The following is an 11,247-nucleotide window of genomic DNA, read 5'->3' on the forward strand; positions in this document are numbered from 1 at the left end:
CTTTTTCAAAAGGGGGTCTCCCTCCCCCCGCAAACACCTCTCCTCTTATCCTTTCCGATTGCTTGACAGAATAAGCGGGGGGCGTACATGATGGGCGGAATGTCAAGGAGGGTACGATGACCACGGTACTGTACCAGAAGGGCGATCTGGAGTTCTGCTTCAGCGACAAGTTTGAGGGCAAGTTTCTCGTGTCGCTGCTGGAGAACATGAAGGAAAAGCTTTTGAACGAGGAATGGGACGACTACGACGAGTTTCATCACTGCTGCAAGATCATTCATGATTTCAGTCAGAATCCCCGTCTGGTCATGGACTTTCACACGCTGAGGAGAGGCGACGAGCAGCTCGGCATGGTGCTCATGACGCACGGCGCCATTGATCGTGACATCTATGCCTGTTCCGGTCTGTCCATTTCCGATCCTCTGGATCAGGTGGCGCTGCTCAGCTACTTTCACATTGCGCCTTCGGGACGCGGCAACGGCACCTTCTGGCTGCGCGATCTCATCATGCCCTTCTATGCCGATCAGGGATACACTGCCGTGTATCTCAAGACCAGTCATCCGCGGGCGTTTCCTCTCTACGACAGGCTCGGCGCGGTGATCGGCAACTACACCTTCCCCAGCGACAACGGCGAGCACATGCGCGTGGGACGCATCTACCGGCTTCCGCTTGTGGAAAAGCCTCTGCCCGAGGCCTGATCATGCCCGTCATAGTCTTCGACATGGACGGAGTTCTCGTGGACTCCGAACGTCTTGTTCTGCGCTCCTGGGAATGTGTGGGGCGCGATCTCGGTCTGCGCGGTCTGCATGAGCTTTTCTTCCGCTGCATAGGCACCACGCACGCGAGCACCCGAAGGGTCTTTGCCGAAGCCTACGGCGAGTCGTTCGACTATGAGGCCTTCCGCGACCGCACGCGCGTGTACTACATGCAGTTTACGAAGGAAGGCGTGCCGCTCAAGCCCGGCGTCATGGAGCTTCTTTGCTGGCTGAAGGAGCACGGCTGGCGCACCGGTCTTGCGAGTTCCTCGCGCGAAGTCAATGTGCGGCGCAACATGGAAGTCACGGGCATGGGCCCCTACTTCGACACGCTGGTGTGCGGCGACATGCTCACGGCAAGCAAGCCCGCGCCGGACATCTATCTGCGCGCCTGCGCAGAGCTCCGCGCGGAACCTGCGACCGCCTACGCCGTGGAAGACTCGCGCAACGGCATTCTCTCCGCCAGCGCGGCAGGCATGAAGGCCCTGCTCGTGCCCGACATGGTGGAGCCAGACGAAGTCATGAAAAGCCGCGCCGCGGCCGTGCTTCCCGATCTTCTCGCCGTGAGGGACTATCTCGCGCGGCAGGAGAACGCATGATTCAGGACATCGCCCCCCTGCGCCTTTGCAACGAATTCCAAAACGTCCGCCCTGCCGACGACGACCTCGTGTTCGACCTCGACGAAAACGGACTTCTGCTCGCCTCCGACGCGCTGCGTCCGCCCTCCGTTCAGGAGTGGCGCGCGCAAAAAGAAGCGGCAACGCTCGCCTACGCCTTCCGTCTCGCCGACGACGCGCCGACCTCCGGCGAACCCTCCGCTTCCTGTGCCGCCCCTCGACTCGACCGGGACATCCGCTGCTTTCTGGCCCTTCGCGCGGCAGGAGAGTCCGGCCGCACGCCAGAATCTCTGCGCCGAGTCGCGCCTTCCGCCCTGCGCGGAGAGCCCGGTCCTCTGCCCTTTGCGGCCGCCACGGCACAACATCTTGCCCGCTGGTACGACGAACACCGCTTCTGCGGACGCTGCGGCTCCGCCCTGCGCCGCTCCGATACGGAACGCGCCCTTCTCTGCCCCGCCTGCGGCCTTGTGAACTGGCCCGTCATCGCTCCCTGCGTCATCGTGGCCGTCACGCACGGCGACCGCATCCTTCTTACCCGCTACGCGCGGCCCGGAGCCACGCGCCTCGTGCTCGTGGCCGGATTCGTGGAAATCGGAGAAACCGCGGAACAGGCCGCAGCGCGTGAAGTCATGGAGGAAACGGGTCTGCGCATCAAAAATCTGCGCTACGCCGGTTCCCAGCCGTGGGGCTTTTCCGGCTCGCTGGCCGCAGGCTTCGTCGCGGATCTCGACGGGCCGGAAAGCATCCGCCTCGACACCTCGGAACTCGCCGAGGCCCGCTGGGTGAAGCGCGCCGACATACCGCCCTGCCCGGACGACTCCTCCCTTACCATGACCATGATCACCCGCTTTGCCCGGGGAGAACTGTAGCGTCCGAATCGTCCTTCCCTTCGCCCGGTCTCTTTCCGCACGGGCAACACGGCGGACGCGCCCTTTCACGCCCGGCGGTTTCCCTCAATCGCCCCGGCGTACCGCCCGGCACAACGGCCCCGTTCTTCGACCGCGCGGAAAGCTCTTCGGCAGAACGGGAGCCCGCCGCGCACGCTTCTCCGCAGTCTGCCCCGACTCCGGTCATAAAAGAGTCCTGCCTTCGTCCGGGCGCCCTTCTCCCACAAGACGACTCCATCCCCCCGTCTTTTCTCTCCGTCTCTTCCCTCTCCGCGCCTCTCCATTCCTCGAACGTCCGGCACGTCCGACAAAATTTTCGTTTTTTTCCTCTTTTTTCACGAAAAATGAAAAAAAATCGAAAAAACGCCCCTTTTCCCTCTTGCCAAACCCGGCGGCTTCCTATACAAAGTCTTTCGTCGTGCCGAGGTAGCTCAGTTGGTAGAGCAGGGGACTGAAAATCCCCGTGTGGGCAGTTCGATTCTGTCCCTCGGCACCATGAATGAAAGAAAAGGGTTATGGCTTACGAGCTGTAACCCTTATTTTTTTGCCTGAAAAACGCATGGTAGAAATTGCTGTGATTCCCGCCGAGATCAGCACCCTTTTCTCTTTCAGAGGCACAAACGGAGTCACCATGCAAAAGCCGCGGCAAACGGCTTCAAGTCTCCCTTCGTTCCCGTACAGGAAGAACGTTTCCTTACTGTTTTCATTTGCCAGAATTTTCCCCCCGGCACGTCCACCGAAACGGTTCTTCCCTGTTGCTTCCGGCATGGAGAGCTACTTCAGGCTGGGAAGATCCGCAGGGTTGCCCGCACTGTCCGGCCCGCAGCTTTCCCGGAGGCGCTGTATGAGTGCTGAAGCCTGAGGAGTAAGGTGCTTGTGTCTGCGTATCAGCAGGCCATAGTGAACCACGGGCAGAAAATCCTCCAGAGAATAAAGCTTGAAGGGACTCGGCTTGATGTTGAATGAGCTGGAAGTGATGCTCATTTCATCCATGATGGCGACGCCGACGCCGCGAAGCACGTATTGAAGCATGAGAAAGTTGCTGTTGACGCAAATGGCGTTGTTCTTGATGTACGGCCCGGTGACGGCATTGGATCCGAAGTAGGGATCTCCCTTGTCATCCATCTGTTCAGAGAGAAACGACACGAACGGCAGGCGTTCCAGATCCTTCAGAGCCGGTTTTTCAGGCAGGTTGTACTTGTTGTCCTTGTGGGCGACAAGAAGAGGCCGGGAAATAAAAAGTTCTTCAAATTCACAATGTTCCGGCAATGCCGTAAGCCCCGTGAAACCGAAGTCCACCCGCGAGGACTCCACGTCGTTGACCACTTCGTACGGCATGGCTCGGCGTATGAGAATATGCACTTCGGGATGCGCCGTGCGGAAGGCGGCCACGCAGTCCACGATTTTTCGGGCGATCGGAAGATTGCAGGCAATGGTGATCTTTCCTTTCAGCTGCCCCTGCAGATTGCCGACTTCCGACCGAAGACACTTGAGAGTCTCAAACGTAGATATTGTCCAGTCCAGAAGCTTCTTGCCTTCCGGCGTAAGAATCATGCCTTTCTTGTAACGGTCAAACAGCACGGTGTTCAGATCGCTCTCCAGCGACTTGAGCTGGTAGCTCAGCGTAGAGGCGCTGCGGTTCATGAGCATCGCCGCCCTGTGTATGCTGCCGGTCTTTGCTATGTAATAGAATCCTCGAAGCCACTGGATGAAATCACCGTTCAGTTCCTCAATCATGGCATGCTCCGATCTGAATCGAGTGTTCTATTTTTTCGAATGATAATTATTTTTTTTCGATTTTACAAGATGACGGGACTATGCTTTCCTTTACGTTAAGGAGGAGCAAGTCATGGCAAAAGAAAACGTCAATTCTGCTGGGACTCGGAAAAAATACTCCGCAGCCATTCCCTGGAGCGAACGCAATCTTCGCTTCAAGCTTGCAGGGGCCATAGGCGTGGTATGGACGATCTATATCATCCTGTCTCTGTTCAACGTGTTCTTTTATCTCGGAATCGTCGTCTTTCCCATCACGCACAGGGCCATATGCTCCGGCGCCATAACCTGTCTGGCTCTGCTCATTACGCCGTGGAAGAAAGGCAAGGAGCTGGGAGCGCTTTCCATCATCGACATTCTTCTGGTGCTGATGACGGCCATAGGAGCCGGCTACATTGCGGTCAACGCGTCCACGCTGGTGTATGAATGGAAGGACGCCACCGTGCCGCAAATGTGCCTCGGCTTTGCCTTCGGTCTTGCCATACTCGAAACAGCGCGCCGTGTGGCAGGCTGGATTCCTGTCGGACTCATCGACGCTTCCTTCTTCTATTTTGTCTACAGTGACTACTTCCCCGGATTCATGATGAGTTCCGGCTACAGCTATCCCCGTGCCGTGGCATGGATGTACCTGAGCGGCGAAGGCATGTGGGGAAGCATTCTCGGCACGGTAACGAGCGTTGTGCCCGGCTTCATCCTGTTCGGCTCCGTGCTCCGCATCTGCGGTGCGGATGACTTCTTCGGCGATCTCGCGCTTGCCTGCATGGGCAAGTACCGCGGCGGTCCCGCCAAGACGGCCGTGTTTTCTTCCATGCTGTTCGGTTCTCTTTCCGGTTCTCCTGCGGCCAACGTGGCCACGACCGGTCAGATCACCATTCCCATGATGAAGCAGAACGGCTTCAAGCCGGAACTCGCGGGCGCGGTGGAAGCCGTCGCCAGTACGGGCGGCCCCTTCACTCCCCCCCATCATGGGGTCGGTATCCTTTCTTATTGCCGATGCTCTCGGCGTGAACTACTGGACGGTATGCGCCTCGGCGTTCCTGCCCGTCGTGGTCTATTACGGCATTCTTCTCTTCCAGATCGACTCCGAAGCCATCCGCAACGGATTCCACGGGCTTCCTCAGGACAAGCTGCCGCAGGTATGGAGCGTACTTAAGCGCGGCTGGTACTATCTCGTGCCTCTGGGAATATTGATCTTCACGCTGGGCGTGCTCAAGTATTCCGCACAGACCAGCATTCTCTACACCATCATAGCGCTTGTCGTATGCAGCTTCTTTTCCGAGCGTACCCGTCTTACCCCGGGCCGCATCCGGGAAATTCTGGACGACACCGCTGCCGGCATGATCATGGTCATTCCCCTGTGCACCGGCATAGGCATACTGGTCGGCGCCCTGAACATTTCCGGTCTGGGCAACGGTCTGGCCGGTGAACTTGCCGACATCGCGGGCAACAGCCGTTTCCTGCTGCTTGCCATGACGGCCATTGCCATTTTCATCATGGGCATGGGCATGACGGCTCTGGCCTGCTATCTGCTTGCCGTGGCGCTGCTGGTTCCCGCCCTCATCGCCGCAGGCGTGCTGCCCATCGCCGCCCATATGTTCCTGTTCTACTACGGAACGCTTTCGTTCATCACCCCGCCCGTGGCCATCGCGGCCTTCGTGGCCGCCGCCATAGCCGACGCCGATGCCACGCGCACGGGTCTTCTGGCCACGCGTCTGGGCATTTCCGCCTTCTTCCTGCCCTGATTCTTCGTGACCAACCCCGGCATTCTCTGGGTGGGAAGCGCGTTCAATATCGTTTTTGACTTCGTGGGGATCTTCGTCAGCCTCATGCTGCTTTCCAGTGCCTTTACCGGCATCATGTTCGCCCCGGTAAGCAGATTCATCCGCGTGATCTTCGCCGTGCTCGGAGGCCTGTTCGTCGTACCCCTGCCGACGCAGTTCAACTACGTGCTGGTGCCCGTATCCATCTGCGTGGTCGTTGCGTTCTATCTGCGTGGCTCCAGAAAGTCTTCTGTTGCCGACAGCGCGGAAAAATCAAGCCCTGCCGCATGATAACCCCTGATCTATCTGAAAGAAGGAGGAGACTATGCTGTTGTCGAAGATTTCAGGAAAGAGTGTTGTTGCAGCCCTGCTGGCCGTCTGCATGACCGGCAGTCTGGCCCGTGCAGCCGATCAGGAAATCGTGTGGCCCAGAAAGCTGGTGGTATCCATGGCCACCTCCGGCGGTCCCGCCAACATGATCATGGCGGCCATTGCCCGCGTCATTGAAAAGAACACGCCCATACAGAGGGTCATCGTGCAGCCCATAGGCGGCATAAACAACTTTGCTCCCATGATGGAAAAGGGCGAAGTGGACATGGCCATTCACAGCGGCGCCGATGTCATGAGCCACATGGCCGGACTGGAAGAAGGCCGCATGGAATTCATGCGCACCCTGATTCCTGCAAGCACGCAGGCCTTCGTGTGCCTGACCACGCCGGACAAGGACATCAAAAACCTGGCCGACCTCAAGGGCAAGGTGGTGTACTCGCGCAACCCCGGCAACACCATGTTCGACCCCGTGGTGCGCGCCTTGCTCGCCGGAGCGGGTCTTAAGGATTCCGACCTCAAGGCCAATCTGACCAAGGCCAACAACACCGTGGCCGTGGCCGACGTGGTGGAAGACCGTGCGGATGCCCTCATCATGCCCGCCATGACCAACGTGGTCATGGAACTCCGCCAGGCCAAGGACGAATGCCTGTTCATCACTCCCACCGACGAACAGCTGCCTGCCGTGAAGTCCGCCATGCCTCCGGGATACTACTTCGACACTCTGCCCGCAGGTTCCCGCAACTACGGCAACACCGATGAAGTGAAGAACGCCCCCATTTACCGTTCCGTTCTGCTCGTGAACAAGAATATGTCCAAGGCCATGGCCGGCGAGCTGGTCAAGGTGATCATGGAACATCGCGACGAATGGGTCAACGTGCACGGTCAGGCCGCCGACTGGGGCGTCATGTCTCTCGGTCTGCCCCCCATGCATGAGGAGGGTGCCAGGGAATATTTTGAAAGCAAGGGTCTGATCACCGACGAGCAGAAGGCGGAACAGGACAAGTTCCTGTCCATTCTTTCCGCCCAGGAGTAACGAGCATGGAAGAGAAAAAATTCACCGTGGAATGGCATGACACCGACTTTCTCTGCGTGGGCGGAGGAATCGCCGGACTCATGGCCGCCATCAACGCAGGCGCCCAGGGCATGGACTGCGTGGTGCTGGACAAGGCCGATACCCGTCGCAGCGGCAGCGGCGGTCTGGGAAACGATCACTTCATCTGCTACATCCCGGAAATTCACGGGGACTATGCCACCTTCATCAGCGACATTCTGAAGCTCCAGAACGGCGACAGGCTGCGCCAGATGGGACCGGAATGGGCCAGGGCCTTCTTCATGAAGACCGGCGACATTGTTCGGATGTGGGATGAATGGGGCATCTCGATGAAGCACAACGGCGAATACTATTTCGCCGGACACGCCGTACCGGGCCGCACCCGCGCCTTTTTGAAGTACAACGGCATTGATCAGAAGGTCATACTCACGAAGCAGGCAAAGAAGAACGGCGTGAAAATCCACAATCGCGCCATGGGATACGAGATCCTGCTCGATGAGCAGGGCCGCGCCGCCGGCGTGTTCGCCGTGGACACCCGCGAGTACAAGGCCTATGTCTACCGGGCCAAGGCCATATGCCTCGGCACCGGCGCGCCCAACGGCGTCTTTCCCAATGCCAACCGCGGCGCGTGGGCCATGCGCACCAATCCTCTCAATCTGACCGGCGACGGCAGAGCCATGGCCTACAGGGCCGGGGCCGAGCTGTGCAACATGGAAATGCCCGGCCTGCACGCCGGCGTGAAATACTTCTGCCGCAACGGTCAGGCCACGTGGGAAGGCGTGCTCCGCGACTGCCACGGAGACCCCATAGGTCCCTTCCTCACAAAACCCAATCCCCTTTACGGCGACATCACCATGGAGGTGAACAAGCGCCACATTGAAAGCTACACCCGAACCGCACGTTCCCCCGTGTACATGGACATGACGGGCCTCACCCGCGAACAGCTCAACCTCATGGAGCACTGGCTGCGCCAGGAAGGCAACTCCACCCTGCTTCGTCATTTCAAGCAGGAAGGCATCGACATGATCGACACCGCCGTGGAATTTTCCACCTACGTGCTGAAACTTCCCATATCGAGCGGCATAGCCTTCAACGGAAAATCGGAAACCTGCGTGCCCGGTCTTTACGCTGCCGGCGATGAAGGTTACGGCGGCATTTCCGGCGCGGCCGTGACCGGCTGGTGGGCGGCCGATTCCGCCAGAGAATACGTGGCGGACAAAGAATTCGCCGACGCCTCGCTCCTGCAGCCCAAGGTGGATGAATGTCTGAAGCTCGTGGAGGAGCTGTGCGGTCGTGAAGACGGCGCGCACTGGCTGGAAGCCAAAATGGCCATGGAGAACATTGCCTGGGATTACTGCGGCGAACTGCGGTCTCATCCCATGCTGGAGGCCGGTCTTGCCCACCTGCGCCGCGTTCACGACCGTGCCAGGAAAACGCTGCGCGCGGAAAACCCGCATGAACTGACGTACTGCCTCGGAATGCTCAATCTCTTCGAACTGGCCGAGGTCATGTTCCTCATGGCGGATGAACGCAAGGAAAGCCGCGGTCAGCACCGCCGCGTCGACTATCCTCTGCAGAACCTCATGCTCGACGGCAAGCGTCACTTCATTCGTAAAAACGGCGATGAAGCCGTCATGTCCTGGAGATAAGATATGCCTCCCGTAATCAACAAAGACAAATGTATCCGTTGCGGACAGTGCGTGGAAGTCTGCCCCATGGATGTTTTCTACGGCTCGAAGAAAGGGGAATTTCCGGTGGTCCGGTATCCCGACGAATGCTGGCACGCGGAGGCCTGCGCCCTCCAGTGCCCCATGGATGCCATTGATTTCCGCATTCCGCTTTCCATCATGGTTCCGTTCCACAAACTGCCGCATCACGAAGAAGCATAGGCCGCACCGGGGAGCCCTTCCATGAAGGCCATCATCACCGTCGCTCCGGCCGCCGGAACGTTTCCTGCCAGCGCTGCTCCCTTCTGCCGGTCGATGGGAAGACGGTCGGGGAAGACGGGGATGAGAACGAATGGAGTGACTCCCCGGTGCTCCGTCATGCATTCTCATGCACAGCAGGGCTGATCCGCAGCCAGTCTCCCTGCTGGGACGGGAGAGGATTTCCTCTCCCGTTTTCCGGTTAAAAGGCCCGGCACGGGCAAAATTTATGGTCACGGCCATGTCATGACCATTCCCTTTGATCTGCTGAGCAGGGGATGCGGTCTGACGGACGTGCCCCGACAAATCAAGGGGGCACGATGACTCTCCCATGAGCAGGCTTTTGAAGAAGTTCATGGTAAGCCGCACACTGGTCGCTCCTGCCAGAATCACAGGCAAACGCACGTCCCCGTCGTTCCCCGTTTTTTCCGCCCCTGCGTCGCCTTCTCCCGCCTGCCTTCCGCCCGCCACATCCCGCCGGTCTTCACGCCTCCCCCTTCCCGCCGCCGTTTTTCCCCGTCGCCTCACGCCAGGGTCGTTATCCGTCACTTTTCCTCAGCCCGCACTTGACACTCTTCAAGTTTTGTTGAAATATCCCTTCCATGGAAAGCAAAAAAGCCAGCAGCATCTTTGAAGCCCTCTCGTCGGACGTGCGTCTCGACGTGTTCCGGCTTCTTGTGAAGAACGCGCCCGACGGCCTCGTGGCCGGCGACATCTCGCGGCTTCTGGACATTCCCGCCACGAATCTGTCCTTCCATCTGAAGGCGCTGGTGCAAAGCGGGCTCGTCACCGTGGAACGCGAGGGAAGGTACATGCGCTACAAGGCCTCCATTCCTCTCATGCTGGACATCATTGCCTACCTCACTTCGGAATGCTGTTCCGGCAATCCGGGGTGCTGCCGCAAATTCCGCAGGGAAAGTCACGTCGATCCCTGCTTTCTGCCCGAACGCTGAGGGTCCGCCCTTTTTTCGCGCAGCATATTTCAACATTTCAACAAATATCATTTTAAAGAGGCTTTTTCCATGCTCATGACAGACGGCCGCGCTTCTGAACGCGGCACGGACGACAAGGAAGAAAAACGCTGGATTCTGCGCTACGGCGCGACGATTGTCGTGCTGGCGGCGCTGTGGTGGACGGCCTATTCCTGCATTCAGGACGCGGCGGCATGGGTCGTGTACGACGCTCTCGGCCTTGCGCGCGAGTCGCACATCGGCGCGGCGCTGGAGTTCTTCCTTTACGACACGGTGAAGATTCTGCTTCTGCTCGTCGCGCTCATCTATGTGATTTCGTGGCTGCGCGCCGCCCTCAACGCCGAGCGCGTGCGCGATTTTCTGGCGGGAAAGAAGCGCGGAATAGGCTACGCGCTCGGCGCCATGTTCGGCGCCATCACGCCGTTCTGCTCCTGCTCCAGCGTGCCGCTCTTTCTCGGCTTCACCACGGCGGGCATTCCCATAGGCATCACCATGTCGTTTCTCATCACCTCGCCCATCATCAATGAGATCGCCGTGGTGCTGCTCTGGGGACTGCTCGGCTGGAAGTTCACCGTGGTGTACGTGGCCGCAGGGCTTGCCGCAGGCATGATCGGCGGGCTCTTCATGGATTCCATACGGGCCGGCCGCTGGCTTCAGCCCTTCGTGCTCGACGCCATGAAAACGCCCGTCATTCCTCTTTCGGGCGGAAGAAAACGGCTGACCGTGCGCGCGCGGCATACGTTCGCCCTCGGAGAAATGATCTCCATCTTCCGCCGCGTATGGAAATGGGTCGTCGTGGGCGTGGCCCTCGGCGCGGCCCTGCACGGCCTCGTGCCCGCCAACTGGTTCGCCGAAAACCTCGGCGCGGGCGAGTGGTGGACCGTGCCCGCCGCCGTCATCGTGGGCATTCCCCTCTACTCCAACGTCACCGGCATCGTGCCCGTCATGGAAGGCCTGCTCACCAAGGGCATGCCCATAGGCACCACCATGGCCTTCTGCATGAGCGCCGTGGCCGCCAGCATTCCCGAAGTCGTCATGCTCAGACAGATCATGACCACAAAGCTCCAGGCCGCCTTCATCGGCTACCTGTGGGTGGTCTTCACCCTCACCGGCTGGCTGCTCAACGCGCTGTTCTGAGAGAGTTTGCGGGGGAAGGGGGAAACTTTTGAAAAAGTTTCCCC

Annotated in this window: 13 protein-coding genes, 1 tRNA gene and 1 pseudogene; 12 read left to right on the forward strand and 3 right to left on the reverse strand. The window is 59.2% G+C overall.

Annotated features, from left to right (window positions below; all coding sequences use genetic code 11):
- Positions 1-116: 116 nt before the first annotated feature.
- The 4 genes from QZZ60_RS07555 to QZZ60_RS07570 all read left to right on the forward strand — a co-directional run bounded on the left by QZZ60_RS07555 (position 117) and on the right by QZZ60_RS07570 (position 2,752).
- Complete coding sequence (locus QZZ60_RS07555; RefSeq protein ID WP_295640059.1) at positions 117-695, forward strand: hypothetical protein; 579 nt, start codon at positions 117-119, stop codon at positions 693-695.
- A 2-nt stretch (positions 696-697) separates the two neighbouring features.
- Positions 698-1,351 (forward strand): HAD family phosphatase, encoded by a 654-nt coding sequence (locus QZZ60_RS07560; protein WP_295640061.1) that lies wholly within the window; start codon positions 698-700, stop codon positions 1,349-1,351.
- Complete coding sequence (gene nudC, locus QZZ60_RS07565; RefSeq protein WP_295640064.1) at positions 1,348-2,238, forward strand: NAD(+) diphosphatase; 891 nt, start codon at positions 1,348-1,350, stop codon at positions 2,236-2,238. The genes QZZ60_RS07560 and nudC overlap by 4 nt, the downstream gene beginning before the upstream one ends.
- Before the next feature lie 438 nt (positions 2,239-2,676).
- Positions 2,677-2,752, forward strand: a tRNA-Phe gene (locus QZZ60_RS07570).
- A gap of 17 nt (positions 2,753-2,769) precedes the next feature.
- On the opposite strand, the gene QZZ60_RS07575 is transcribed toward QZZ60_RS07570, so the two are convergent.
- Both QZZ60_RS07575 and QZZ60_RS07580 read right to left on the reverse strand, forming a co-directional pair.
- A complete protein-coding gene (locus QZZ60_RS07575) occupies positions 2,770-3,024 on the reverse strand; it encodes a hypothetical protein (protein ID WP_295640067.1) in 255 nt (84 codons plus the stop codon).
- 6 nt (positions 3,025-3,030) lie between these two features.
- A complete protein-coding gene (locus tag QZZ60_RS07580) occupies positions 3,031-3,993 on the reverse strand; it encodes a LysR family transcriptional regulator (protein ID WP_295640070.1) in 963 nt (320 codons plus the stop codon).
- Positions 3,994-4,480: 487 nt separating this feature from the next.
- On the opposite strand from QZZ60_RS07580, the pseudogene QZZ60_RS07585 reads away from it, so the two are divergent.
- The 6 genes and pseudogenes from QZZ60_RS07585 to QZZ60_RS07610 form a co-directional block, all read left to right on the forward strand.
- Positions 4,481-4,960, forward strand: a pseudogene (locus QZZ60_RS07585) (TRAP transporter large permease subunit); the annotation flags it as partial.
- Between the two features lie 34 nt (positions 4,961-4,994).
- Positions 4,995-5,771 (forward strand): TRAP transporter large permease subunit, encoded by a 777-nt coding sequence (locus QZZ60_RS07590; protein ID WP_295640072.1) that lies wholly within the window; start codon positions 4,995-4,997, stop codon positions 5,769-5,771.
- A gap of 6 nt (positions 5,772-5,777) precedes the next feature.
- Positions 5,778-6,080: a hypothetical protein gene (locus QZZ60_RS07595; RefSeq protein WP_295640075.1), complete on the forward strand. Its 303-nt coding sequence runs from the start codon at positions 5,778-5,780 to the stop codon at positions 6,078-6,080.
- A 34-nt stretch (positions 6,081-6,114) separates the two neighbouring features.
- The gene (locus tag QZZ60_RS07600) at positions 6,115-7,152 is read left to right on the forward strand and encodes a TAXI family TRAP transporter solute-binding subunit (protein ID WP_295640078.1); all 1,038 of its coding nucleotides are present in this window, start codon (positions 6,115-6,117) and stop codon (positions 7,150-7,152) included.
- Positions 7,153-7,157: 5 nt separating this feature from the next.
- Positions 7,158-8,819 (forward strand): FAD-binding protein, encoded by a 1,662-nt coding sequence (locus tag QZZ60_RS07605; protein WP_295640081.1) that lies wholly within the window; start codon positions 7,158-7,160, stop codon positions 8,817-8,819.
- A 3-nt stretch (positions 8,820-8,822) separates the two neighbouring features.
- Complete coding sequence (locus QZZ60_RS07610) at positions 8,823-9,059, forward strand: ferredoxin family protein (protein ID WP_295640083.1); 237 nt, start codon at positions 8,823-8,825, stop codon at positions 9,057-9,059.
- Here QZZ60_RS07610 and QZZ60_RS07615 read toward each other — a convergent pair.
- The gene (locus tag QZZ60_RS07615) at positions 9,044-9,217 is read right to left on the reverse strand and encodes a hypothetical protein (RefSeq protein ID WP_295640086.1); all 174 of its coding nucleotides are present in this window, start codon (positions 9,215-9,217) and stop codon (positions 9,044-9,046) included. The genes QZZ60_RS07610 and QZZ60_RS07615 overlap by 16 nt on opposite strands.
- A 480-nt stretch (positions 9,218-9,697) precedes the next feature.
- On the opposite strand from QZZ60_RS07615, the gene QZZ60_RS07620 reads away from it, so the two are divergent.
- Positions 9,698-10,048, forward strand: coding sequence for a helix-turn-helix domain-containing protein (locus QZZ60_RS07620; protein ID WP_295640089.1), 351 nt, complete (start codon positions 9,698-9,700; stop codon positions 10,046-10,048).
- Positions 10,049-10,117: 69 nt separating this feature from the next.
- The gene (locus QZZ60_RS07625) at positions 10,118-11,203 is read left to right on the forward strand and encodes a permease (protein WP_295640092.1); all 1,086 of its coding nucleotides are present in this window, start codon (positions 10,118-10,120) and stop codon (positions 11,201-11,203) included.
- Positions 11,204-11,247 lie beyond the last annotated feature (44 nt).

The organism is uncultured Mailhella sp., assembly GCF_905187505.1.
In the GTDB taxonomy this organism is placed as follows: domain Bacteria; phylum Desulfobacterota; class Desulfovibrionia; order Desulfovibrionales; family Desulfovibrionaceae; genus Mailhella.

Coding starts and splice junctions, on each gene's coding strand:
- QZZ60_RS07575 (WP_295640067.1), bottom strand. CDS start 3,024: ATGCCGGAAGCAACAGGGAAGAACCGTTTCGGTGGACGTGCCGGGGGG.
- QZZ60_RS07605 (WP_295640081.1), top strand. CDS start 7,158: ATGGAAGAGAAAAAATTCACCGTGGAATGGCATGACACCGACTTTCTC.
- QZZ60_RS07600 (WP_295640078.1), top strand. CDS start 6,115: ATGCTGTTGTCGAAGATTTCAGGAAAGAGTGTTGTTGCAGCCCTGCTG.
- QZZ60_RS07580 (WP_295640070.1), bottom strand. CDS start 3,993: ATGATTGAGGAACTGAACGGTGATTTCATCCAGTGGCTTCGAGGATTC.
- nudC (WP_295640064.1), top strand. CDS start 1,348: ATGATTCAGGACATCGCCCCCCTGCGCCTTTGCAACGAATTCCAAAAC.
- QZZ60_RS07555 (WP_295640059.1), top strand. CDS start 117: ATGACCACGGTACTGTACCAGAAGGGCGATCTGGAGTTCTGCTTCAGC.
- QZZ60_RS07590 (WP_295640072.1), top strand. CDS start 4,995: ATGGGGTCGGTATCCTTTCTTATTGCCGATGCTCTCGGCGTGAACTAC.
- QZZ60_RS07610 (WP_295640083.1), top strand. CDS start 8,823: ATGCCTCCCGTAATCAACAAAGACAAATGTATCCGTTGCGGACAGTGC.
- QZZ60_RS07620 (WP_295640089.1), top strand. CDS start 9,698: ATGGAAAGCAAAAAAGCCAGCAGCATCTTTGAAGCCCTCTCGTCGGAC.
- QZZ60_RS07625 (WP_295640092.1), top strand. CDS start 10,118: ATGCTCATGACAGACGGCCGCGCTTCTGAACGCGGCACGGACGACAAG.
- QZZ60_RS07560 (WP_295640061.1), top strand. CDS start 698: ATGCCCGTCATAGTCTTCGACATGGACGGAGTTCTCGTGGACTCCGAA.
- QZZ60_RS07615 (WP_295640086.1), bottom strand. CDS start 9,217: ATGACGGAGCACCGGGGAGTCACTCCATTCGTTCTCATCCCCGTCTTC.